16 protein-coding genes are annotated in these 23068 nt (G+C 69.8%); 7 read left to right on the top strand and 9 right to left on the bottom strand.

Annotated features, from left to right (window positions below; translation table 11 throughout):
- Positions 1-6 precede the first annotated feature (6 nt).
- The 4 genes from ACJ8AT_RS22535 to ACJ8AT_RS22550 form a co-directional block, all read right to left on the bottom strand.
- Positions 7-471, bottom strand: coding sequence for a DofB protein (locus tag ACJ8AT_RS22535; protein ID WP_407739862.1), 465 nt, complete (start codon positions 469-471; stop codon positions 7-9).
- A 168-nt stretch (positions 472-639) separates the two neighbouring features.
- A complete protein-coding gene (locus tag ACJ8AT_RS22540; protein ID WP_407739863.1) occupies positions 640-2286 on the bottom strand; it encodes a bifunctional 3-(3-hydroxy-phenyl)propionate/3-hydroxycinnamic acid hydroxylase in 1647 nt (548 codons plus the stop codon).
- 176 nt (positions 2287-2462) lie between these two features.
- Complete coding sequence (locus ACJ8AT_RS22545) at positions 2463-2909, bottom strand: DofB protein (protein WP_407739864.1); 447 nt, start codon at positions 2907-2909, stop codon at positions 2463-2465.
- 81 nt (positions 2910-2990) lie between these two features.
- Positions 2991-4325, bottom strand: coding sequence for a hypothetical protein (locus ACJ8AT_RS22550; protein ID WP_407739865.1), 1335 nt, complete (start codon positions 4323-4325; stop codon positions 2991-2993).
- Between the two features lie 265 nt (positions 4326-4590).
- Here ACJ8AT_RS22550 and ACJ8AT_RS22555 point away from each other — a divergent pair, with 265 nt between their 5' ends.
- Positions 4591-6045, top strand: coding sequence for an alkaline phosphatase D family protein (locus tag ACJ8AT_RS22555; protein WP_407739866.1), 1455 nt, complete (start codon positions 4591-4593; stop codon positions 6043-6045).
- Between the two features lie 15 nt (positions 6046-6060).
- Here ACJ8AT_RS22555 and ACJ8AT_RS22560 read toward each other — a convergent pair whose 3' ends face one another.
- Together ACJ8AT_RS22560 and ACJ8AT_RS22565 are read right to left on the bottom strand one after the other, a co-directional pair.
- Positions 6061-6765: a head GIN domain-containing protein gene (locus ACJ8AT_RS22560; protein WP_407739867.1), complete on the bottom strand. Its 705-nt coding sequence runs from the start codon at positions 6763-6765 to the stop codon at positions 6061-6063.
- Between the two features lie 98 nt (positions 6766-6863).
- Positions 6864-9623 carry a protein kinase domain-containing protein gene (locus ACJ8AT_RS22565; protein ID WP_407739868.1) on the bottom strand — a complete coding sequence of 920 codons (2760 nt, stop codon included), beginning with the start codon at positions 9621-9623 and terminating at the stop codon, positions 6864-6866.
- A 209-nt stretch (positions 9624-9832) separates the two neighbouring features.
- Here ACJ8AT_RS22565 and ACJ8AT_RS22570 point away from each other — a divergent pair, with 209 nt between their 5' ends.
- From ACJ8AT_RS22570 to ACJ8AT_RS22590, 5 genes are all read left to right on the top strand, one after another.
- Positions 9833-11287 carry a hypothetical protein gene (locus ACJ8AT_RS22570; protein WP_407739869.1) on the top strand — a complete coding sequence of 485 codons (1455 nt, stop codon included), beginning with the start codon at positions 9833-9835 and terminating at the stop codon, positions 11285-11287.
- A 25-nt stretch (positions 11288-11312) separates the two neighbouring features.
- Positions 11313-12623: a hypothetical protein gene (locus ACJ8AT_RS22575; protein WP_407739870.1), complete on the top strand. Its 1311-nt coding sequence runs from the start codon at positions 11313-11315 to the stop codon at positions 12621-12623.
- Positions 12624-12632: 9 nt separating this feature from the next.
- A complete protein-coding gene (locus tag ACJ8AT_RS22580; protein ID WP_407739871.1) occupies positions 12633-14213 on the top strand; it encodes a hypothetical protein in 1581 nt (526 codons plus the stop codon).
- A gap of 399 nt (positions 14214-14612) precedes the next feature.
- Entirely contained in the window at positions 14613-16682 is a 2070-nt protein-coding gene (locus ACJ8AT_RS22585; protein WP_407739872.1) for a PilZ domain-containing protein, read from the top strand.
- Positions 16683-16897: 215 nt separating this feature from the next.
- Entirely contained in the window at positions 16898-17284 is a 387-nt protein-coding gene (locus tag ACJ8AT_RS22590; protein ID WP_407739873.1) for a hypothetical protein, read from the top strand.
- Positions 17285-17380: 96 nt separating this feature from the next.
- On the opposite strand, the gene ACJ8AT_RS22595 is transcribed toward ACJ8AT_RS22590, so the two are convergent.
- The 3 genes from ACJ8AT_RS22595 to ACJ8AT_RS22605 all read right to left on the bottom strand — a co-directional run bounded on the left by ACJ8AT_RS22595 (position 17381) and on the right by ACJ8AT_RS22605 (position 20145).
- The gene (locus tag ACJ8AT_RS22595; RefSeq protein ID WP_407739874.1) at positions 17381-18400 is read right to left on the bottom strand and encodes an ABC transporter substrate-binding protein; all 1020 of its coding nucleotides are present in this window, start codon (positions 18398-18400) and stop codon (positions 17381-17383) included.
- Between the two features lie 94 nt (positions 18401-18494).
- A complete protein-coding gene (locus ACJ8AT_RS22600; protein WP_407739875.1) occupies positions 18495-19256 on the bottom strand; it encodes an ABC transporter permease in 762 nt (253 codons plus the stop codon).
- 13 nt (positions 19257-19269) lie between these two features.
- The gene (locus ACJ8AT_RS22605) at positions 19270-20145 is read right to left on the bottom strand and encodes an ABC transporter ATP-binding protein (RefSeq protein ID WP_407739876.1); all 876 of its coding nucleotides are present in this window, start codon (positions 20143-20145) and stop codon (positions 19270-19272) included.
- A 171-nt stretch (positions 20146-20316) separates the two neighbouring features.
- Here ACJ8AT_RS22605 and ACJ8AT_RS22610 point away from each other — a divergent pair, with 171 nt between their 5' ends.
- The gene (locus ACJ8AT_RS22610; protein ID WP_407739877.1) at positions 20317-23061 is read left to right on the top strand and encodes a CHAT domain-containing protein; all 2745 of its coding nucleotides are present in this window, start codon (positions 20317-20319) and stop codon (positions 23059-23061) included.
- The last annotated feature ends 7 nt before the right edge of the window (positions 23062-23068 follow it).

Raw genomic sequence — 23068 nt, forward strand, 5'->3', positions numbered from 1 at the left:
CGCGGCTCAGGTGGCCAGGCCGCGATCTCTCGCCGCTCGAATCAGCGGCGTCGCGTCCCGGTTGAGCCGCTTGGACAAGTCACTCTTCGTCCCCTCCACGGTCTTATGCACCGACAGGTAGTTGTCGTAGGTGCGAGACACGATGAGCATGCCGGAGATGATGACGCGCTGGAGGCTGTTCTGCAGGTCCGAGCCCTCGATGATGACGTGGGCCACCTCGCAGTAGTTGCGCGCGGCCTTGAGCAAATGGGTGAGGTTGTTGCGCTCCTCGGCGTTGGGCACCTTCACCTTGGAGTCGATGGAGCCCACATAGAGCAACATCGCGCCGTTGAGGCGCTTGTGGGCCGAGGCCAGGGTGTCCTCCATGGCCTCGATGTCTTCCTTGGTGGGTGGACGCAACCACCGGGAGAAGATGACCCGGTCAATGATGTCCACCTTGAATGCTGTATTCACGCCATTCACGCCGTTCACGACGCCTCACTCCTCCGGGAAGGTTAGGAGCCCGGCTCCACCCGCCGAGCCTCGGCGGGCGGCTGCTACATGACATGTTTCATCCTGCACGAGCGCTCAAGCCCGAGGAAGCGCTCTGGCCCCCGAGGGCTCAACTCTGGACGAAGCTCGCGGTTGGATCGTTGAGCTTCAAGCACTTGAGCTCAGCGACACCCGCGCCGGTGTCTCCTCGGCACGCTCGGGCTTGGGTGGGTGGATGAAGGGGCGGATCTGCTCGCGCAGCTTCTCGATGGCCGCGCCGCGCGAGGCGCCGTACACGTAGCGATCCGGCCGCAGCAGCACGGTGTCGGCCTGGTACTGGGTGAACCAGGCGCTCAGCTTGCCCTCCACGTCCACCACGGCTCCAGGCCCCGCCTCGCTGGCCCGGCCGGCGGGCAGCACGCGCAGCACCCCGCCCCCCAGCTCCCGGGCGAGCGCCTCGGCCGACTGCCGCACGGGCTCGGACACGTCCGCCGCGCAGAGCGCCACGAAGCGGTTGCCCAGCACGTCATCCAGCGGCAGCGTGCCCCGGTCCGCCACGGCCACCCGCGGCTGAGGGAAGTACGTGCCCTCGGCGGCGCTGCCCTTGCGCCGGCCGTTGGAGATGAAGCCCTGGGAGATGAGCAGCTTGGGCTTGGCCTTGAACTCGCGGATGAAGCTGCGGGCGCCGGCGAGGTGGCGGTAGCTGAAGCGCAGCAGCGCGTTGCGCACCGCCGCCACGAGCTTCGAGCGCGACAGGAACACCCGGCCCATCATCAGCGTGGCCTTGATCATGCTCACCACGTGCGGCTGGCGCTCGCGCTCGTAGGTGTCCAGCAGCTCCTCTCCCGCGGCGCCGCGCCGCACCTGGGCCAGCTTCCAGGTGAGGTTGGCGGCGTCGCGCACGCCGGAGCACAGGCCCTGGCCCATAAAGGGCGGCATCAGGTGGGCCGCGTCCCCCAGCAGGAAGACGCGCCCATCCCTCCAGCGCGCCGCCACCTTGCTGTGGAAGGTGAAGACCGCGGCGCGGGTCACCTTCACCTTCGCCGGATCAATGAAGCGGCTCAGCAGCTGATCGACGAACTCCTTCGTGTCGACGACGTCCGAGCGCTCGTGCTCCTGCACGAGGAAGTCCATGCGGAGCTCATTGAGCGGGCCGCGGGTGGCGAAGCCGGGCCGCTCCGGGTCGCACACGTAGTAGCTGAAGTCCGGCTCGGGGGTGGGCGTGGTGCCGGCCAGGGTGATCCACGGCTCGCCGTAGGAGATGCCCTCCATCTCCACGCCCATCAGCTGACGCACCGAGCTGTGCCCGCCATCGCACCCCAGCAGGTAGCGGGTGCGCACGGAGAGGCTGCGGCCGGTGCGGCGATCCTTCACCTGGAGGGTGAGGCCCTCGGCGTCCTGGAGGTAGGAGACCACCTCGTGGCCCATCTTCAGCTCCACGTGCGGGAAGCGCCGCAGGCCCTGGCGCAGCACGGACTCCAGCTGGGGCTGGTGGAAGAAGGACAGGGCCGGGTGCCCGGTGCCGAGGTTGACATCCTTGAAGGCCGCCGTGCCCAGCACCTGCTTCTTGCCGTCCACGTAGTCCATGCTCTGGCAGGGCCAGAGCGCCACGGCCAGCTCTCCCACCAGGCCGGCGGCCTGGAAGTTGCGCTGGGTCTCGTCGTCACACGAGAAGGCTCGCGGTTGGTGGTGCTCGTGCAGCTCGCGCTCGAGCACGAGCGTCCGCAGCCCATACAGCCCCAGGAAGTTGGCGGCCATGCCACCCACCGGGCCACATCCCACGACGACGGCGTCGACAATCTCAGAGGACATCATGGTTCTCGTGGGACAGTGCCCACCTCATCGGCTGGGGAACACTTGGGAGTCTAGCGGAACCCATCCGAGACGAAATCTCTTGTCCTGTTCGAGCCGCCAGCCCCCGGAGGGAGGAGGGGAGCCTCGGCGGGTGAAGAGGCTCGCACGGCGGGAGAGCAGGCGCCGCCGCGGGCGCGCTAGGTGACCAGGCCGCGATCTCTCGCCGCGCGGATCACCGGCAGCGCGTCCTTGTGGAGCCGCCGGGTCAGATCCGCCGCGGCGCTCTCGATGTTCTTATGCACCGACAGGTAGTTGTCGTAGGTGCGGGTGATGATGAGCATGCCGGAGATGACCACCCGCTGAAGGCTGTTCTGCAGCTCCGAGCCTTCGATGATGACGTGGGCCACCTCGCAGTGGTTGCGCGCGGCCTTGAGCAGCTGGGTGAGGTTGTTGCGCTCCTCGGCGTTGGGCACCTTCACGTGCGAGCCGATGGAGCCCACGTAGATGAGCAGCTGGCCATTGAGGCTCTTGTGGGCCGTGGCCATGACTTCCTCCATGGCCTCGATATCCGACTTGGCGGGCGGGCGCATCCACCGGGAGAAGAGGATCCGGTCGATGAGCTCCACCTTGAATGCCGTGTTCACGACGCCCTCAGTCCTCGAGGAAGGGAGGAGCCCGGTGCCGCCTACTCGGATGAGGCGGCGGGCCCTGCTTGACGCGCCGTATCATGCACGAACGGGCTGGGCGCTGAACAGGTCCACATCGCCCACGTAGCTGTCCCACTGGCGCAGGGTGGCGTCCACACACACCCGGAGCATGGAGAGGAAGCGGCGCAGCTCCAGCTCATGCTTCAGGTGCTGGGCGAGCAGCTCCAGGTTACCCTGCCAGTGGCCGTCATCCCCGCTGTCGAACTCGATGTGCGAGCCCAGGAAGTGGGTGGCCTTCTGCGGCTCCTTCACACCCCACGAGGCCACGCACGCGTTGAGCTTGTCCATGAAGAGCTGGCCCAGGTGGCCGCTGACGCCCTCGGCGGTGAGCGGCGCGGCCAGCAGCAGGATGGGGTCCTCGTAGAAGGCGATGGCGCTCTCCTGGGTGCACATGAACTCGCGCGTGGGCAGGTTGGGCTGGGCCAGCTCCTTCACGTACGGCACGTCCTCGCCCAGGTGCGCCAGGTCCTTCTCGATGATGATCTCGTGGTTGATCTCCCCCTTGAGGTGGGAGATGAAGTGCGTGCGCAGCTCGGTGGTGGGCGAGTGGCCCACGCACCGGCCCAGCAGGCGCGTGGTGTAGCGGACGAACAGGTGCATCTGCGTGAGCGCGTACACGTACTGCTCGCGGGTGAGCGTGCCGGAGTCCACGGCCTGGAAGAAGCTCGTCTGGCCCACCTTGTCCAGGAACAGGTGGTGGATGGTGTCGAGCACCTCCGTCACCAGGAAGGACGGCAGCAGGGGCTGGCCCGCCTCGCGAGCCTCCTCGGAGGCGCGGTGCAGCAGCAAGTCGAGGCGCTGGGACTTGGCGCGGTAGGCGTGCGCGCCGCTCACGTCGAGCCGAGGCACCCCCGCCAGCGGGACGAGCTGGTACTGGCGCGCCAGCGGCGTGTCGTCATCCACCATCAGGAAGGCGCCCAGGGTCCGGCCCCAGCTCCGGGCTTGGCGCAGGGCGGCGTACAGGAGCACGGCCAGGGTGCCCTTGGGCGCGTCCGGCGCCACGTGCACGCGGGTGAGGAAGGCCGCCTTCTCCAGCGCGGAGGGCGCCAGGCGCGTGCGGCTCTGGAAGTCACTGCCCTCGGCGTGCAGCACGGTGGCGAAGGCCACGGAGCGGTTCGAGCCGTGCTCCACCAGCGCCACGTCATAGCCCTGGGCGCCGGTGAGGCTCTCGGAGCCCAGGAACTCGGAGACGCGAGCGGCCAGGGTGGAGGACAGCGGCGCCAGGTGCGTGGGCTGGGCCTGCGGCACCCGATCAATCACCACGCTCAGCGAGGAGGTGATCTTCTGGGTGGTCACCTGGACTCGCGGCTTGTGCTGCCAGAGGGAGGCGGTCTTGGAGGCAAGGGCGGTCATGGGAGACGCTCCGGGGGAAGGGCTGGATACGGTGGAGGAGGTGCTGCGCGGCGGCAGGCCGAGAGCTGCATCAGCTCCTGCACATCTGTAAGCAGGGTGGATCCGGGAAGCTCATTATCGACAGGATCCGCGTAGGGTTTTCAACGGAGACGGGCTTTTCTACGCTCCGTGGGCCCCCGCGCTGCACAATGGACGCCGCATAAGTCCCACCTGAGCCGTGCACGTAGGAAGGTGTCACCCCGCGGGTGGGGAGGAGGCGAAGCTCATGGCGCTCGTTTTTCCCGTGAAGCCGGTGACGGTAGGGCCCATCGTCGGGCACACCACGGACACGACGGTGCGGCTGTGGGGCCGGGGCGAGGCTGCTCCGCCGCCGGGCGGGCAGCGGTGCTACGGCGTGGCGCAGCTGCTGGAGGCGGGCTCCACCACGCCCGCGCAGGCGAGCTACTTCAAGCTGCTGCCCGAGGATGACTACACCGGCAGCGTGGACTTCTCCGGTCTCGAGCCGGGCAAGCCCTACGCGTACCGGATGGGCTACTTCTACGCGGACGTGGAGCCGAACCTGCTGCTGCCGCCGGTGGGGCTGGAGCTGCAAGGCGCCAGCGCCAGTGTGTTCCGCACCGCGAGCCCGCCGGGCAGCGCGGAGCTGTCCTTCGTGTTTGGCTCGTGTCGGCACCCCGTGCCGGGCCTCGAGAGGCTGGTCAACGTGGGGCTGCCGGAGCGAGGCGATCGCGTCTTCCGCACCATCCTGGATCAAGTGGAGGGCGGCAGGCCCACGGACCTGCTGCTGATGGTGGGAGATCAGATCTACTCGGACATCCCCACCCAGAATCGGACGTTCACGGAGTACTGCGCCAACTACCGGAGCTCCTTCGCCCAGCCGAACCTGCGCGGCCTCATGTCCCGGCTGCCCACGTACATGGTGCTGGACGACCATGAGATCGCCAACAACTGGTCCATGGATCAGGTCTATGATCCGGCGCTACCGATTGATCAGCGCGCGGCCAACCGGAGCCTCTTCGAGGCAGCCCTGAGCGCGTACCGCTGCTACCAGGTGGTGCACGGGCCGGCGCTGGAGCGCACGGACGAGCCGGGGCGCACCAACGCCATCACCCGCTACTGGTACACCTTCCAGAAAGGCCCGGCGCGCTTCTTCGTGATGGACCTGCGCACCGAGCGCTTCCACCGGGCCCGGCCCCCCGAGATGATCAGCGGCGTGCAGCTGGAGGCGCTCCACGAGTGGCTGAAGGCGGACCTGGGCGGGCTGAAGTTCGTGGTGTCCTCGGTGCCCCTCTTCCCGGACATGAAGCTGGCGAACTGGGCGGCCTTCGAGCGCGATGACAAGTGGGCGGGCTTCCAGCTCCAGCGGCAGAAGCTGCTGGACTTCATGCGGGACGCGGGCGTGCGCCGCACGGTGTTCCTCTCGGGGGACGTGCACTGCTCGCTGTGGTCGGAGCTGAAGAGCACCTCGCGGCCGGACTTCCGGCTGTACTCCATCATCTCCTCGGCCTTCAGCGCCCCGGCCTTCTCTCCGCCGGGGTTCTTCTTCGAGACGAAGGGCATTCTCGACGGGCAGACGGACTACGTGCTCACCCGCCATGATGGCTACACGGCGGTGAGCAACTTCATCCGGCTGAGCTGGAGCGAGCCCACGCTCCAGGTGGAGATCTTCGATCGCAAGGGCCAGCGCCTGCACGAGGTGTCGCTGAACCTGGACGGGTGAGGCGAGTGGGGCGGGCTACTTCTTGCTGAAGACGACCTGCGCGCCGCCCGAGGTGGACACGTCGCGCTGGTTGGGGGCGCTGTCCACGTGGACGGTGCTACCGCCGGACAGCTCCGCCTCGATGCGCTCGGAGGGGTTGGCCTCCACCCCGGCGCCGCCGCTGGCATCCACGTCGAGCGACTTGAGGCTCAGCTCCTTGCCGTGCACCTGGGAGCCGCCGCTGGCATCCACGTTGAGCGTGTCCGCGCGGCCCTTGAGCGTCACCTCGCCGCCGCCGCTGATCTCCACCTTCACCTTCTTCGCATCCAGGTTGCGCACGGAGACGTCACTGCCGCCACTGGAGTCCACGGAGAAGGTGTCCGCGGCCGTGGCCTCGGCGTCCACATCGGCGCCGCCGCTGGCCCCTACGCTGGTGAGCTTGGGGGTGGAGATGGTGAGGTGGAGCCCCTTGCTGGAGGAGCCCCACCAGGAGCCCTTCTCCACTCGGAAGACCAGCTTGCCGTCCACCACCTCGGTACGAACCTGGCTCACCTGCTTCTCGTCACCGGAGATGCGCACGGACTTGGGGCCGATGGTCACCTTGGCCTTCATGCCGTGGCTCACCTCCACGCCGTTGAAGTCAGGCACGTCCCGGGTCTCCTCGCGGGTGGCGCCCTCGGCGAAGGCGCACAGGGACAAGAGGAGCGTGGGGACGACGAGGGCGGTTCGCAGGGTCTGCATGGCAGGGCTCTCCCGGGAAGGGTGGAGGCTGGGGCCTCGGAACATTCGGCTCTACGCACGAGCCCGAGAGCCATTGCAGGCCCGAGGAGGCGCGCAGGCTAGCCCGGGTCGAGCTGGTCCAGCGCGAGCTTCAGGGCCGTCGTCTCGCCGGGTTTGATCTCCACCGGCACGTGCAGGTTCCGGCCATCCGCGCTGACCAGCTTCAGCGAGTGCTTGCCCGACGGGAGGCTGATCTTGAAGAGGGGCGTGTCTCCCAGGTAGCGCCGGCCCAGGTACACCTTGGCGTATGGATTGGTGACCAGCGTGAGCGCTCCAGCGCCGGCTGGCGCCGAGGCGGGCTCGTCATCGCTCGAGCCATCCTCTCCCTCGCCGCCGGCCGAGGTCTTCGAGTCCCGGCGCGTGCGCTTGGTGGGGGAGTGGGGCTTCTTCTCCGGCGCGGAGGGCTCCTCCTCCGGCTCGCTCGGGGCGACGGCCTGGGGCTTGTCGGTGGGAGCGCTCCCGGTCACCGCTGGCGGGGTAGCAATGGGGTCCGGCGCGGTGGTGGCCAAAGGAGGGGTAGGCGCGGCCATCGCGGCGGGGGCTGGAGGCGCGGGAGACGGGGCCGGCGCCGTGCCTCCGGACGGTGTGGGCCCCGTGGAAGCAACGGCCGCCGTTCCGGGCTTGGAGGCGGGAGCCTGCGCCGGGGCGGGGGACGCGGGCTGGGCGCGCTTGGCCGGCTGTTTCAGCGGCTCCAGGCGGCTCAGATCCGTTGAAGGAGGCGGGGTGTTCAGCCCGAGCAGCCCGCTGAAGCGGCCCCCATCCAACCCGAGCGCCACCGCCGCGCCGAGCAGGCCCAGCAGCAGCATCGCCACGGCCAGCACCACCAGCAGCCCGCCCGATCTTCTCTTGGAGGGGATAGTGAGGGTCGGAGCGGTGAGGATCGTGAGGGGATCCTCCTCGTCGGGGAGGACAGTCTCGTTGGTGTCTTCCCGGGGCTCCTCAGGGACCGCGACACGGATCGGATTGGTCTGCAGGTCGATCTGAGAGTCTTCCTCCTCCTGCAGCCCTTCCTCCTCCTGCAGCTCTTCCTCCTCGGGAGGAGGCGTTGTCGGAGTGCGCCGCCGGGCAGGGCGCGCGTTGGGGTTGCCGGAGATGGAGGGGAGGCGCTCGCTCGAGAGCGTCGGGCGGTTGCGCGGCGAGGAGGTCCTCACCGCGGGCCGGGACTCTTCCTGAGGGGCTTCCTCGTCGGGCTTCGCCACGAAGCCGTGGCCGTCGAGGTGGGGAATCGTCCCCATGGTGTGGAGATCCATCCGCGGTGGGCGTGACGGAGGAGGCAGGCGCTCCAGGGTGGTGCGCACCGCGGGCTGGGACTCGTCGTCCCCGTCAGCTCCATCGGCGGACGGCTCCTCGAGAGGCGCGGCGCGGGTGCTGTTCTCGTCCGTCCAGGCGGGAGGAGGCGGGGGCACCGGCACATCGCCGGGCAGCGCACGCGAGCTCGTCTCCTGCGGGGGAGGCGGGGGCACCGGCAGATCGCTTGAAGTCGTGGTGCTCAGGCGCTTCTGGGGGATCGGCTCGAACACCGGGCGGCGGATGGAGGACGGCTCGGGCGGAGCGGCGGTCGAGCCCCCGGAGGTCATGCCCCGCCGCGAGGGAGAGCCCCGGGGCGGCGTCGGAGGTTTCGTCTGCAGCGGCTCCTGCGCGGGAGGCGGGGGCGGCGCGGGAGTCTTCACCGGGAGCCCCGCCGGCGAGGGCGCGGGGGACCGGGCGGGGCTGAGCGGCGCGGCGGTGATCTGCGGCAGGTCCCCATCGGTCACTGGCTCTTCGGCCAGCTGCGCGGGGGGCGCCAGGATGGCCGCGACGTTGATCTGGCCGGTGGACTCGCCGCTCAGGGCGCGCCCGGCCACCAGCAGCTGCCGGTTCTGCTCGCGGCGCTCGGAGAACAGGCGGCTGATCAGCTCTCCACTCTGCTCGGGGTGCCAGATGAGCGGACCCACGGCGCGCTCCAGGGCCCGAGCGAACTCCAGCGTGGTCGAGTACCGGTCCTCCCGCTTGCGCCCCAGCGCCTTGAGCACGATGGCGTCCAGCTCCGGGGGGATGGCCTTGTTGGCGCGCGAGGGGGGCGGCACCTGGCCTTGCAGCACCGCGCTCGCGCCGGCCTCGGGCGTCTTGGCGTGGAACAGGCGCAGGCCGGTGAGGCACTCGTGCAGCACCACGCCCAGGCTGAACAAGTCGCTGCGAGCATCCAGCGGCTCGCCCAGGATCTGCTCCGGGGACATGTAGCCGCTGGTGCCCTTCACCATGCCCACCTGGGTGCGGCTCTTGCGCGCCAGGTTCTTGGCGATGCCGAAGTCCAGCAGCTTGGTGACGCCCTCGTACGTCACCATGATGTTCTTTTCGGCCACGTCCCGGTGGATGACGGACGCGGGCCGGCCGAGCGGGTCCGTGAAGGTGTGCGCGTAGTGCAGCGCCAGCGCCGTGTCGCGCACGGCCTCCAGGCTGAAGCCCATGGGGATGGGCTCGTTGACGGCGCGGCAGGACTTGGCCACCTCCACCAGCGTGGCGCCGGGGACGAACTCCATGGCCAGGAACAGCTCGCCGTCGGCCACGTCCAAGTCGAATACCTGGGCGATGTGCGGGTGGTTGAAGGCGGCCGTCACCCGGGCCTCGTCCAGGAACATCTGGACGAACTCCTCCTCGCCGGCGATGTCCGGGAGGATCTGCTTGAGCACCACCAGCTTGCGGAAGCCCGCCAGGCCACGCTGCGACGCGAGGAAGATCTCCGCCATCCCGCCCGTGGACAGGCGGCAGAGCACCTCGTATTTGCCCAGCTTCCGGCCGCTGAAGGCGTCCGGGGCGAGCGGCAGCGTGGACCCACCCATTTGAGAAAAACGAGTCTACACCGCGAAACCCCAATGATCGAAAGGGCGGCGCGGGAATTTTACAAGGTGGGAGATCCTGGCTTGTGTTGCGAAGGGGTGTCGCAGGGGCCGTGGCTCAGAAGGGGATTTCGCCCACGAGCCGCCGGATGTCCGTACTCCGTGGCGCATCCTTCCAGGTGCAGGGTTGCGCATCGGAGCATGGAGGCCCCATGCACACGCACGCCCCCTTGCTGGCCATGGCGCTGGCCTGCCTCGCCATCGCTTGTAGTGAAAACGCAGCCCTCCCACCGCGGGAGGCCCATGCCCCTCCGTTCGAGTTCAAGCTCTATCTGGACCAAGGCGGCCAGGTGATACCCGGCACGGATGTCCTGATCGTGCGCCGCCCCGAGCACTTGGAGCACGTCTACGAGCTCTCGCTCAAGGAGAACAAGGAGAAGCCAGGACATGCGCAGGCCTGGACGATCTTCAGCAACCTGGAGGGGCAATTCCGGGGAGCGGGGTCCTACGTCGCCCAACAGGTCTACTCCCTGCGGTGCACGGCGGTGGAGCTGCCAGATTGCGTGCCCAAGTGGAGCTTCATCGAAGAATTGCTCGGCCCTGTTGAGGGGCCGGGGTCCCGGAGGTTGAGGCAAGCGCTGGCCGACTCCTTCAAGGAGACCGCGCGTCGCGAGGGGATGAAGAGCACCCTGGTGATGGCGGTCGTCAACGTGCTGCTGACCGAGGGGATGATGACGTCGACCCTGGGCAAGGCGGCCACGGCCGAGTCGAGCGCAGCGGCGGCGGAGCACCGGGCGGTGGTGGAGGCACCCGCCGTCCAGGCACAGCGGTGGGCCGCTGGGGAGGGGCGCGCAGCGGCGGTGGGGGCCGAGCAACTGGCCGTGCAGTCAGGAAGCCTGGGGCTGGCTGTGGAGGTCTCCGCCATGGAGGCGCGGCTGGTGGAGGCCGAGGCGCAGGAGATAGGTGCACGGCAGACGGGGGGAGTGGAGAAGCTGGCAGGGCAGAGGCCCTCCCTGGAGAATCCGCTCCCAGGCGGTGAGGCGGACGAGGCGCTGTGGCGCGACTACGTGTCCTACTGGGATCAGCGCTACGCGGAGCTGAACAACCCGGCCGGGCCGGCGGAGGGCGTGAAGCCGCCGCTGACATGGCCTGGGTACCAGGCGTTTCGCACTCGCTTCAAGAAGGCGATGGAGTTCCAGGTCAAGGTGTCCGCCCTGTTGCGAGGCGAGGTGAAGCTGCCACAGGGAGAGCGGAAGGTGCTGCGCGGGATGAAGCAGCCTCGCACCGACGCGAACGTCGGGTTGAATCACGAGGGCAGCACCTCGGTGACCTACGCCGACGATCTCGCCGTGGACGAGGCCACGCTGAAGAGCAGTGAGCCACGCGTGGAGTCCGTCAGCACCAAGCAGCGGGACTTCATGAAGATGAGCGAGGATGATGCTCGGCGACAAGTGACGACCGATGCAGAGGAAGCCCTGGCGAAGTACGGAGGCGAGGTGGAGGTGCGTCGGCGAGGGCATCCGCTCTTCGAGCGCCGCGTGACCGTCTCTCGCGTGCACCTCGTATATGATGAGGCACTCGTTCCCAAAGGCTCAGCCTTCAGAGAACGAATGCTCAACGCCGCGAAGAGGAAGGGGGTTGAACTCCATTTCCATCATGCACCCTGACGAGTGGAGCAAGGAGGATAGCCTCATGTTCGATATCCTCTTCCCTGGCAGTGCCTTGGACCGGGGCTTCGAAGGATTGGAGGAGATGCTCGAGATCATCGAGTCCACAGGGGAAGAGTTCCGGCCCAAGCGGATGTCCCTCACCCGGCGGAAGCTGAAGTACTCGCGCCAGAAACTGCGCGAGCGCCTCCATGAGGCCACGTCCGGTAAGAGCACCTCGATTCATCTTCTGTGTGATCGGTTCTCGTTGACTTATTACGCGGTGGACTTCTTCGAAGGCCATGAGAATGTCCGCTCCTCCGTTAGTCTCAGCGTCTATCCATTCTCCGTCTTCAGCGAGCCGGGCAAGGGAGAGGAACGAGCCCGTCACCTCGTGAACCTCGCCCGCGCCTTCGCCTCCCGCTTCCCTGTCACCTACGGCTTCGCCCACAGTGGCACGGATGCCCTGATGGACAGGGATGACGAGCAGAAGCGCGAGTTCGTCCCCAAGAGCATCGAGAGAGTCCACTGGCTCAACCTCTACGGGCCTCGCCTGGTGGAGCAGATCGGCCGCCAGCGCATGCTCTCCACCCCCGCCTTCCTCCTGGAAGAACTGCCCGGCGGCGCCGTGCTCTGGCTCACCCGCCCCACTCCCGCGGACTTCGCCTCCGAGGAGGCCCGCCTCGCCCAGGCCCGCGCCCTCGTCCACCTGCGCCCCGACCTGAAGCTGGAAGACACCCTGGCCACCCTGCGCCACCGCAGCCTCGCCTTCGTCCCCGTCGAGCCTCACTTCGATCCCGACATCGCCGACCTGCTCACCCTCACCCTTCAGCGCTCCGGTCTGCACAAGAAGCATTGGGACATCGAGCGGCTCAATCAGTACCGCCCCCCGCCTCCCTCCGAGTGGCTCTCCGCTCACCAGGCGCCGCCTCCCGATGTCCCCCATGTCTCCGAGGCCATCCGCCTCTACGAGCACCAGTACGCCGAGCAGCTCGCCGCGCTGCTGCATACGGAGGTGCCTTCCGTGATGGATGGCTCCCCCGAGTCCCTCCCCGAGATTGACTACTTCCTGTGGTGGCGGGGCTGGGGTCCGCAGCTGCCCGAAGCCGAGCGGGAGCTGCTCATTACTTCCCTGGGCGCCTACCTGGGCATGGTCCTGGTGCACAAAGCAGGGGGGCGCTGGGTGCCGCGGCGCCACCTGGAAGAGGCGGCCGTCATTGTCGGCGACAGGGCGTGGTTGCCTTTCCTGCGCGCCCGCCACCATGTCCAGAGCCGCCAGGCCGCGCTCGACTTCTCCCTGACCCAGCTCTACCGCCAAGCCCGCCACCTCTCGGCTGGAGCGAGCCGTAGCCTGTAGACTCCCCCCGTGAGCACTCCCCCCCGACTGTCGCGCCTGCTCCCGCTGTTCCTCTTCTGGCCGCTGCTCGCCTGTGAGTCCACACCCGGCGGCGTGCATGTAGTGGTGGAGGGGGCGCTGGCGCCGGGCCCGGACTTCGATCGGCTCTCCGTCGTCGCCTTCCAGGGCGGCACCACCACCCCGCTGGCCGTCGCCACGCTGGAGGGCCCGGAGCTGCACCTGCCCGCCACCTTCAACTTCGAGTCTGGCCCGGCCACCCCCGCCGGCACGCTCGTGTCCGTGCGCGCCACCGCCGAGCTCTCGGGCGTGGTGCGCTCCACCGCCTCGGGCGAGGCCACCCTCACCGAGAAGGGCGGCGCCAACCTGACGCTGACGCTGCCTCCCCTCCCCCCGCCGCCGGATGCCGGCACCGCCGTGGAGGCCTGTGACAACGGCCTGGACGACGACGGCGACGGGCTGAGCGACTGCGCGGACCCCGAGTGCGACGCCAAGAGCTGCCAGCCCGGCGGGCTCACCTGTGGCGGCGGCGTGTGCGGCTGCGCCGGGCGGACGGTGGGCTCGCCCGTGGTGCGCTCCGGCTTCTCGCGCCGCTCCCAGCCCACGGCGCTGGTGCCCGGCACAGGCCCCCTGGCTGGCACGCTCGTGGTGGCCGGCGGCCGTGACGCTCAGGGACGCCCGAGCGCAGCGCTGGATCTCTTCTTCACGGAGACGGGGAGGCTCTCCTCCCAGGCCCTCACCGTGCCCCGCGCGGAGGCCAGCGGCGTGACGCTCGAGGACGGCGGCGTGGTGGTGCTGGGCGGAGTGACCACCGGCGACGTGCCCGAGCCCAGCCTCGAGTGGATCGCCCAGGACGGGGGCATGGCTCGTACGTCCTTCTCTCCCATGCTCACCGCCCGAGGCGCCGCGGCCGGCCCGCTGGCCGGGGACGCGGTGCTGGCCGGCGGAAGAATGGCCCCCGCCCAGGACGGAGGCGTCGAGCAGCGCAACTTCGCGGTGCGTGTCCAGGCCGCCACCGGCAGCCAGCAGGTGCTGGGCTCCCTGGCCCTGGCCTGCCCCGCGGGAGGCGCGCCCCTGGGGCCCTTCTTCCTGCTGGCCGGTGGGTGCTCGGGCTCGGGCGCCACCTCGCGCACGGACCTGATCGGCCCCACGGGCACACTGGGCGTGGGGCCCAGCCTCCCCGTGGCCCTGGAGGCCCCCGCCGTGGTGGGCCTGAAGGCTGGCCGCGCGCTGGTGTTCGGCGGCCTCGAGCAGCAGGGAGCCTCGCTGGTCCCCTCGGCCCGAGCCTTCCTCTTCGAGGCCTCGGGCTCGGTGGTGCGCGTGCGCGAGCTGCTGCCCATGGACACCCCCCGCTCCAGCCCGCGCGCCGTCCTCGCGGGCAACGGCTGGGTCTACGTCGAGGACGCCAATGGCGCCCCCGCCGCCTGGTTTGATCCGGCCTCCGAGCGCTTCACCCCCGCCACCCCGCTCCCCTCACGCCGCAACCACTCGCTGGCCGCGGGCCCGGGCGCGCAGGTGTACCTCGCCGGAGGCTCCGGCTCGGATGGAGGCCTGGAGGACACCACCCTGGTGCTGGAGCTGCGCTGCCCCTAGCACCCCGCGCTCGCTCGGCTGCCTGTCTTTTCAGAAGTGTTGGTTATTCCAGTTCTTTCACAGACTGGCGGGCATGGCTTTTTCCAGGGGCCTGAACCAGAATTTCCAGAACAGACAGCATGTTCTGTTTGACAGGATTTCCCTGATCACACCTCAGAGCCGGGAGGATCGATTGTGGACGCTCCAAGCGAGCCTACGGACTGGAATCTCCAGGGGATTTTTCAGAAGGACACAGGGCGCGATGATCAGGACCCGCTCGCCTCTGGGACAGCAGGTGCGCCCCACGGAAGCACTGTTCACCCTGTGCCCAGGGAATTTCCTTTGAGGAAGTCCAGCAGGACCGTGGTATGAAATTGTTCTGCTATTTACGTAATGAGTTTTCCCCGCGACGGAGCGCCCATGCAGTTGGATAACCGGATGTCGACCCGCGAGGCGATCCTGGGCTACCGGATGGGAACGACCCTGTCTGCCGTTGCCTCCTTCGGCGACGCGCATGACTCGCAGGGGCGGCTGGTTCAACTGTCGCTGGAGCACCTGACGCTGCACCTGGCCTCGTGCGCGGAGCTGCGCCCGGGCCAGCTCGCCTCCGTGGTGCTGGGGCTGGGCGAGCGGTGGACGACGTCGCTGCAGGCCGAGGTGGCCGAGGTGTCCGCCGGGGGGCCCGAGGCTCAGCCGGAGCTGCGCCTGCGCTTCGTGGCCCCGCCGCTGGAGGCGGGCCGGAAGATCGTCTCCGCGCTGGAGGCGCTGCGCGAGAGCGGCCACCTGGTGACGCCCGAGGGGCGCCCCGTCTGGAAGGAGACCATCCGCAACCAGGACCGGATCCTCCGCATCTGCGAGGCGCTGTCGGCGCGCAGCACCCGGGGCGTGTCCCGGGCGGAGGATGGCACCCGGGTGGAGGTGCGCGCGGCGCACTTCGACAAGTACGAGGGCGTGATTGGCTGGAAGGCCGAGGGCGAGCTGCCGCAGACGCCCTTCGCCATGGAGGCGTTCGGCTACAGCTCGGTGCTGTACTTCCAGGTGGACAAGGCCTGGCAGGACGGCGGCCTGTGGATGATGCCGCTGCCGGTGGAGATGACGCGCTTCCGCCACCGCTGGCTGCGGCGCGCGCCCACCACCACCGAGTGTGAGCTCTCCTTCGAGCACCCGCTGTGGCCCCAGGTCCGGGTGCACCGGAAGATGCTGGACGTGTCCTACGAGGGCCTGTCCTTCATGACGGAGCTGAGCGAGGACCTGCTCTACCCGGGGATGCGGGTGCCGGTGCTGGAGGTGGAGATGCCGGGCCGCGCGCCGGTGAAGCTCTTCGGCGAGGTGCGTAACATCTCCAGCACCCCCAAGGGTCACCGCTGCGGCATGTGGCTCAGCCCCCTCAACGCCCAGGAGGGGCAGGCCTGGCGGGCGCTGGTGGAAGAGCAGATGCACCCGAAGACCCGCGTGGCCGGCGACTGGAACAGCGGGGTGTGGGAGCTCTTCGAGAAGTCCGGCTACTTCCGCCTGTCCGGCAAGGATCCGACGAAGTTCGAGGCCTTCAAGCGCGAGTTCCACGACACGCAGAACAAGCTCCAGGGGCAGAACCGGCTGGGCCTGCGCGTGGTGCGGCCCATGGAGGGCGGCGTGGAGGCCACGCTGTCCGTGGTGAAGCCGTACGCGGGCAGCTGGCTGGCGCATCAGCTGGCGCGGCAGCAGCCTCCGGGGGCCAACGGCCGGCGGGCCGCCTCGGCGCGCGAGGCCCTGCGCGACATCTACCTGCGCGCGTACGAGCCCACGCAGCTGGATCCCGAGGTGAAGTGGTTCTTCTCGTACGCCGAGGCGCACGTGCGCTGGACGCGCTTCACCAAGTTCGACTTCGCCCAGTGGTACGAGCACACCGGCCAGGCGGCGCTGATCCCCTTCCAGCTCATGGAGGGCGACACCGAGCACGAGTGGGCGCCCCTCCCCGAGGGCATCGAGGTGGCCGAGCCCACCGCCCAGGAGCTGGAGCAGCTCTTCCAGCGGCTGGAGAAGACCAAGCCGGTGGCGTACCGCGAGGCGTTGGACCTGGTGCCCGAGCGCTTCGGGCTGACCTCCACCAAGGCGCTGTGGAGCCAGGCGAACCTCTCGCGCGAGCGCGAGGCCTTCGTGGCACGCCACCACGGCAAGGCGGTGGCCATCGGCGTCGTCGAGGCAGCCAACCCGGGCCTCAACCTGTTCCACGTGCTGGATGGCGTGCGCATCGTCCCGCTGCTGGAGGAGGACTCGCGGCCCGAGGTGCAGGACGGGATGCTCGGGCTGCTCACCCGCGCGGCCGAGTGGTACCGGGCACGCAACCGCCGCGTCTTCGTGCACTACGTGGAGACCAAGAGCGTGGAGTACGCCGAGCGCGCCGTGCTGGCGGACCTGGGCGAGGGGCTCATCTGGATCATCTCCTCCGCCCTGCTGCCCGAGTTCCTCGAGCACCTGTGCGAGTCCACCACGCCGCGCAACGAGGGCTGAGCCGCCCCGGGCCGCGCTATTCCCAGCCCGCGGGTGACGGCTGGCGGCTCCTCCTGCCTCCAGGGGCGAGCCGAAGGGCCCGAGGGGATCAGGCCCATTCCTAGCTTGAAGGGTGGACGGGTCATTGAACCCCCAACGCCGGAGTCCACCACATGAAGTTGAGCATTTCCCGAGCCGCTCGTCGTGCCGCTGTGCTTGTGCCTGCCCTCAGCCTGATGCTCGCCCCCTTGGCCGCGAACGCCGCGCGCACGAGGGATCCCGATCGTGAGCGTCAGGAGGGCCAGCGGTTCGAGGAGCAGGGGGTGGGAGGCCGGGCAGGCATCATCGATGAGATCAACATGGGTCCCACGGGCATGGATGTCACCAAGCAGCGGGCCCCCAAGCCGAACCTGGAAGGCAACCAGGTGCTGTCGGGCCGCGTCATCGAAATGGATGGCAACACGCTCTACGTGGAGCGCAATGGCGTGGTGGTCCCGCTGGACATGAGCGCGCTGCGCGTCACCAAGCAGCCGAGGGTGGGCCAGGAGATCATCGCCACGTATGCGGTGGATCAGACGCGCAACATCGCCTTGTCGCTGGCGGGCGAGGTCGCGGACAAGTGAGCCTGCCGCTGCTGGCCTGAGGCAGAGGGTACCCCCTGTCTCTCTCCCTGGGTTGGAGCGCTCGTCAGGGCAGGCAGGCGTGTCTCAGGCTCGGGCTCACTGGGGCGGCGCCGCGCGGACCTCGTTGAGCAGGCTCAGGTCCACCATCCCGGAGATGTCGTCGCTGGAGAGGTAACCCAGCGCCTGGGCGTTCTGGGCCGCCTGGGCCAGCGCGGCCGGCTCCGGATCGAGGCTCGGCTCCAGCCGGGAGAAGGCAGCCTTGAGCACGGCGGGCGCCAACGGCTTGCTGGTGAGCTTGCCGAAGGCGGCGTTCACGGCCGAGGCGAACCCGTCTGGATCGCTGCGCCAGCGCTCGGTGAGCCGGACGTGGACGCGCAGCAGGGCGGCAAGCTGGGGCCGGCGCGTCTCCAGGGCCTTCTTCGTCGTGACGATGACCGTGGTGGAGAAGCGCCGCTGCGGCCACAGGTCCCGCTCATCCACCAGAATCTGACCGCCCCCTTCGGCCACCATGCGCGCGCCCCAGGGCTCGGGCACCCAGGCCCCTTCGATTCCTCCCTGGAGGTACTGCCCGAGGATGTCCGGGTTGCTCATGGGCACCACCTGCACGTCACTCCCGGGCTCGCTGGCGGCCGTGAGGCCCTGCTGCTTGAGCCAGTGCCGCAGGGCGATGTCCTGCGTGTTGCCAAGCTGGGGGCTGGCCACCTTCTTCCCCTTGAGCTCGGCGGCGGACCTGGCCGAGTGCGTCACCAGCACCGCGCCCCCGTTCACCGCGCCGGCGATGACGCGCAGCTCCTTGCCCGCCTTGAGGTACGTGTTGATGGCGGGGCCGGTGCCCACATAGGAGACGTCCAGCGAGCCGGCCGCCAGCGCCTCCATGGCCGCGGGCCCCGCGTTGAACTGCTTCACCTCCAGCTGGCCGATGCCGGGCTCCTTGGCGAAGGCCCCCTCCACATGGCCCACCAGCGCCTGCGCGTGGGTGATGTTGGGGAAGAAGCCCAGGCGGAGCGGAGCGCTGGCGTCACCGCTCGCGCCGCCTCCGGACTTCTTGCAGCCGAGGCCGGTGGCGGCGAGCAGGACGAGCAGCCCCAGCAGGGACCGAGAGCGAGACGAGTGCATGAGCGCGGTAATGGGCCTGCCCGGCTTGGGTGGCAACGCACCCCCGCGTGTGCCGTCCGCCACCGCACGCTCGGCGCGCGAGACGTCCTCCACTTCACAGGGAGGGCAGCAGGCCCCAGCGCCGCCGCACGCGCGTCTCCACCGTCTGGAACAGGACGCGGTCCACGAGGATGCCGATGGCGATGATGGCCACCATCACCGCCATCACCAGCGGCACGTCCATCAGCTCGCGGCCCAGGGTGAGCAGCTGGCCCAGGCCGCCGGAGACGAAGAGCAGCTCGCCGGCCAGCAGCGCGCGCCACGCGAAGCTCCAGCCCAGCTTGAGCCCGGTGACGATGCCAGGCAGCGCCGCGGGGATGAGCACTCCGAACGAGAAGCGCGGGCCGCGCACCCCCAGCGTGTCGGCCACGCGGAGGATCTGCGGATCAATGCCGTTGACGCCGTCCTCGGTGGCGATGGCGATGGAGAGCACGCTGCCCATCACCACCACGAAGAGGATGGCCGAGTCATTGAGGCCAAACCACAACAGCGCCAGCGGCAGCCAGCAGATGGAGGGCAGCGCCTGCAGCCCCATCACCACCGGCTTCACCGCGTTGCGGAAGAAGAAGAGCCGCGCGTTGGCCATGCCCAGCGGAATGCCGATGGCCACCGAGATGAGGTACGCGCGCCCCAGCCTCCCCAGCGAGCGCAGCACCGCCGAGCCCAGCCGCCCGTCGGCCACCAGGCCCCCAAGGCTCTTGGCCACGGTGCTCGGGCCCGGGAACAGGTGCGGAGACCAGAGCCCCAGCCGCGCCAGCCCCTCCCACACGGCCAGGAGCAGCACCAGCACGCCCAGCTTCTGCGCCCATCGCTTCATGTCCGCACCTCCCTCAGTGGGTCAGCCCCACGCCTTCCCCGGTCCCCGCGCCGGGGAGCTGAGGCGCGCTCTCGGGTGTCTCCACCTCCCGCATCAGCACGCGCAGGTAGCGCGCCATCTCGTCCAGCCGCGCGTCCTCCGCCGAGCGGGGCATGGGCAGGTGGATCTCCAGGTCCTTCACAATCCGGCCCGGCCGGGGCGCCATCACCACCACGCGGGTGCCCAGCATCAACGCCTCGTGCACGTCGTGGGTGACGAACACCACCGTCTTCGAGGTGCGCAGCCAGATGGACTGCAGCAGCTCCTGCATGTGCACGCGCGTCTGCGCATCCAGCGAGCCGAAGGGCTCGTCCATGAGCAGCACCGCTGGATTCACCGCGAGCGCCCGGGCCAGGCTGGCGCGCATCTTCATGCCGCCCGAGAGCTGGTGGGGCAGCGAGTTCTCGAAGCCGGTGAGGTGCACGCGGCGGATGAACTCGCGGGCGCGCGGCTCGCGCTGGGCGCGGGGTACGCCTCGGGCGGCCAGGGCGAACTTGAGGTTGCCCAGCACCGTCATCCACGGAAAGAGCGCGGCCTCCTGGAACATCAGCAGCCGGTCCGGCCCCGGTCCGTTGATGTGCTTGCCTTCAATCGCCACCGTCCCGCCGGTGGGCTTCACGTGGCCGGCCAGCGCATAGAGCAGCGTGGACTTGCCACAGCCCGAGGGCCCAAGCAGGCAGACGAACTCGCCCGAGCGGATGTTGAGGTTCACGTTCTTCAGCGCGACGACCTTGTTGCCGTAGCGGTGGCCCAGCGCCGCCACGGAGATCTTCGCGCGGTGCGCGTTCACCTGGGCGGGGCGGAACAGGCGCAGCGAACTCTTCCATCGGGCTATCAGGCCTCGGAACATTGGCGCAAAGGTAGGCAGTCTCCCCACGCATGGCCCGGCTGGCTGCTTGCTTGAGGGGCTCGTCCGCCTGGACGCCTGTCCCCAGGGTTGTAGCGTGGAGCCGGGAAGATTCGGCGCCGCCTCCGTTGAAGGGGCATGACAGGGGGCAGCCAAACGCTGGGAGAGCCTGGCTTGAAGGCCAAGTGGACTGGGGGAAGCGGGCGGCTGCTGGCCGTGGGGTTGCCAGTGGTGGGCCTGATGGTGGCGGCGGCCATCCTGGGCCTGCGCGGCGCGCGCCGAGGCTCGGGCGAGCTGGATGGGTCCTGGCTCTCGTCCGAGCCCACGCGCACCCTCGAGGCCCGGTTGAGCCACCCGGGCGCGGATCGCCACCGTCCCTACCACGCCGTGGCCCGAGGGCAGGGGGGCCCCGCGCCGGGCGTGCCGCTGGAGGTGCTCGCGCGCATGGAGGCCCAGGGAGATTTGCGCGGGCTGGCGGCCGCGTACCTGCTTCAGGGCGCGCCGGAGCTGGCCGCCAGCTACCTGGAGCGAGCGGGGGATTCGCCCGAGGTGGCCAATGATCGGGCCGTGCTCGCTCTGGCGAAGGGGGATGCGGCGGGGGCGCTCTCGCTGCTGGACAAGGCGCTCCAGCAACAGCCGCGCTCAGCGCGGGCGCTGTGGAACCGCGGGCTGGCGCTGCGCGAGCTGGAGCTGTGGGCCCTGTCGGCCGAGGCCTTCGAGGCCGTGGCGGCGCAGGGCGAGCCGGGCTGGGCGGACGAGGCGCGGGCGCGGGGACAGGCCATGCGCGAGCGGCTGCGCACCGAGCGGCAAGGCTGGGAGGCCGCGGATCGGGCGGGCCGGGCGCTCGTCCTGGAGCGGGGCAGCGTGCCCGCCGAGGAGCTTCGGGCCCGGCCGGACATCTATCGGCTGTATCTGTATGACGCCATTCGCGCCGCGCCGGATCCACAGCGGCTCCAGGAGCTGTGGCCCGTGGCCGAGGCGCTGGACGAGGCCTTTGGTGGCAGCGCGCTGCGAGATGCCATCCGCTGGGCCGAGGCCCGGGACTTCCAACGCCGGGCCCCCCTGGCCGCGCTCTACCTGGACGTCTTCCAGAGGCACCCCGTACCGGGAGGCCTGCCCGCGTACCTCGAGAAGCTGCGCGCCGCCGGAGAGGTGGATCTGCTCATGGGCACCCTCTTGCTCGCCCGCGAGGTGGGAAAGGACGTGGAGGGCTACGCGCGGCTCGCGGCGCAGACGAAGGATCCGTGGTTCCTGCTGCTCGCCGAGGATGAGCGCGCCAAGGCGGTCCTCGCCCGAGGGGAGCTGTTCCAGGCCGAGCAGATCCTGCTCGCCGCGGTGGGGCAGTGCCGGGGGGGCTCGCAGGCCTACCGCTGCGGCACGCTCCTGGATAGGCTGAGCGAGCTCTACCGCCAGCTCTGGTGGCTCCCCGAGGCGGCGCGGGCCGCACGCGAGGCTCGAGTCCTCTACCGGCGCTGCGGCCACTGGGGACGGGAGATCGACACCCTGCAGCACCTGGGGCAGCTGGCCCGGCTCCAGGGCCAAGGCGCGCTGGGGCGGGCGATGCTCGATGAGACGCTGGCGAGGACCCCGGACAGCTGCGCCACCCGCCAGTTCGTGCGCGCCAACGACGCGCTGTCGCTCCTGGAGGAGATGCGGCTAGAGGAGGCCCGTGAAGCCATCGGCGAGGCGCTCCCGTGCAGCAAGCTCCCGCTGGCCACGGAGGCGATGACGCTGGCGGAGCTCGCGCGCCTGCGCCCGGATCTCTCGCAGGACCAGCACCTGCTGGAGGGGCTGGAGGCTCAACGCGGCTCGGGCGAGCTCGACCCGGGCCGGCGGGTCATCTTCTCGCACATCGAGGGGCGCTTCGTCATCGAGCGGGACAGGGCGCGAGGCGAGGAGCTGCTGCGGCGCACCATTACCCAGGCGGAGCAGCTGCCCCCCACCAACGCCGAGGCCCGCGAGGCCCGGGCCTACAGCTACGCCTCGCTCCTGTTCGCGGCGGGCAAGGCCGGCGAGTGGCCACAGGTGGTGTCGCTCCTCGGCGAGGAGGTGGGAGGCACCTTGCCCTCGCGGTGCCTGCTGGCGGTCACCGTGGATCGCGAGCGCACGCTGGCCCTCGCCTTCGGCCCGGATGGGCGGATGGCCACGTATTACGACGCCGGCCGCGGCCAGCCGCTGGGAGACGAGGCGCAGGGTGTTGTCCCCGAGTCCCTCACGGCGTCCCTGCGCGCGTGCGAGCAGGTGAGCGTGCTGGCGCGTCCGCCCCTCCACGGCCGCGCGGGGTTGCTGCCGGATGACATCGCCTGGCGCTATCTGGTCCTGCCCGCCGCGCGGACGGAGCCGGCCCCGGTGCCCGCGATGCACCTGGTGGTGAAGGACGTGGAGGCGCCGCCCGGGCTCGAGCTGCCACGCCTGGGTGCCTGGGAGCCGGTGGGAGCGGACATCACCGTGCTCTCGGGCGCGGACGCCACGCCGGGCCGGGTGCTCGAGGCCATGAGCCGGGCGACGGAGATCGAGATCCACGCCCACGGGCTGATCAGCCCGGCGATCTCGGACGCCTCGCTGCTGGTGCTCTCCCCGGATGCGAGCGGCCGGTACGCGCTCACCACGGGCGAGGTGCGAGCCCATCGGCTTCAGGGGCGCCCGCTGGTCACCCTGGCCGCGTGCCGGGCCGCGTACACGGCCTTCCAGGTTCACGAGCCGTTCAGCCTGCCCGCGGCCTTCATCGAGGCGGGGGCGCGCACGGTGCTGGCGGCCACCGTGGACATCCCCGACGCGGAGGCGGGGCCCTTCTTCCTCGCGGTTCAGGATCGCATCCGCGCGGGCCAGAGCGCGGCGGTCGCGCTCCGGGACGTGCGCATGGAGTGGTTGCGGAGAGATCCAAAGAGCTGGGCGCGCTCCGTGCTCGCCTTCGAGTGAGGCTGTC

It is taken from the genome of Hyalangium sp., assembly GCF_045802625.1.
GTDB lineage: Bacteria > Myxococcota > Myxococcia > Myxococcales > Myxococcaceae > Hyalangium.

Bases quoted from the DNA above. Each gene is read 5' to 3' on its own strand.
- ACJ8AT_RS22540 (WP_407739863.1), bottom strand. From the start codon at position 2,286: ATGATGTCCTCTGAGATTGTCGACGCCGTCGTCGTGGGATGTGGCCCG.
- ACJ8AT_RS22550 (WP_407739865.1), bottom strand. From the start codon at position 4,325: ATGACCGCCCTTGCCTCCAAGACCGCCTCCCTCTGGCAGCACAAGCCG.
- ACJ8AT_RS22555 (WP_407739866.1), top strand. From the start codon at position 4,591: ATGGCGCTCGTTTTTCCCGTGAAGCCGGTGACGGTAGGGCCCATCGTC.
- ACJ8AT_RS22560 (WP_407739867.1), bottom strand. From the start codon at position 6,765: ATGCAGACCCTGCGAACCGCCCTCGTCGTCCCCACGCTCCTCTTGTCC.
- ACJ8AT_RS22565 (WP_407739868.1), bottom strand. From the start codon at position 9,623: ATGGGTGGGTCCACGCTGCCGCTCGCCCCGGACGCCTTCAGCGGCCGG.
- ACJ8AT_RS22570 (WP_407739869.1), top strand. From the start codon at position 9,833: ATGCACACGCACGCCCCCTTGCTGGCCATGGCGCTGGCCTGCCTCGCC.
- ACJ8AT_RS22575 (WP_407739870.1), top strand. From the start codon at position 11,313: ATGTTCGATATCCTCTTCCCTGGCAGTGCCTTGGACCGGGGCTTCGAA.
- ACJ8AT_RS22585 (WP_407739872.1), top strand. From the start codon at position 14,613: ATGCAGTTGGATAACCGGATGTCGACCCGCGAGGCGATCCTGGGCTAC.
- ACJ8AT_RS22590 (WP_407739873.1), top strand. From the start codon at position 16,898: ATGCTCGCCCCCTTGGCCGCGAACGCCGCGCGCACGAGGGATCCCGAT.
- ACJ8AT_RS22595 (WP_407739874.1), bottom strand. From the start codon at position 18,400: ATGCACTCGTCTCGCTCTCGGTCCCTGCTGGGGCTGCTCGTCCTGCTC.
- ACJ8AT_RS22600 (WP_407739875.1), bottom strand. From the start codon at position 19,256: ATGAAGCGATGGGCGCAGAAGCTGGGCGTGCTGGTGCTGCTCCTGGCC.
- ACJ8AT_RS22605 (WP_407739876.1), bottom strand. From the start codon at position 20,145: ATGTTCCGAGGCCTGATAGCCCGATGGAAGAGTTCGCTGCGCCTGTTC.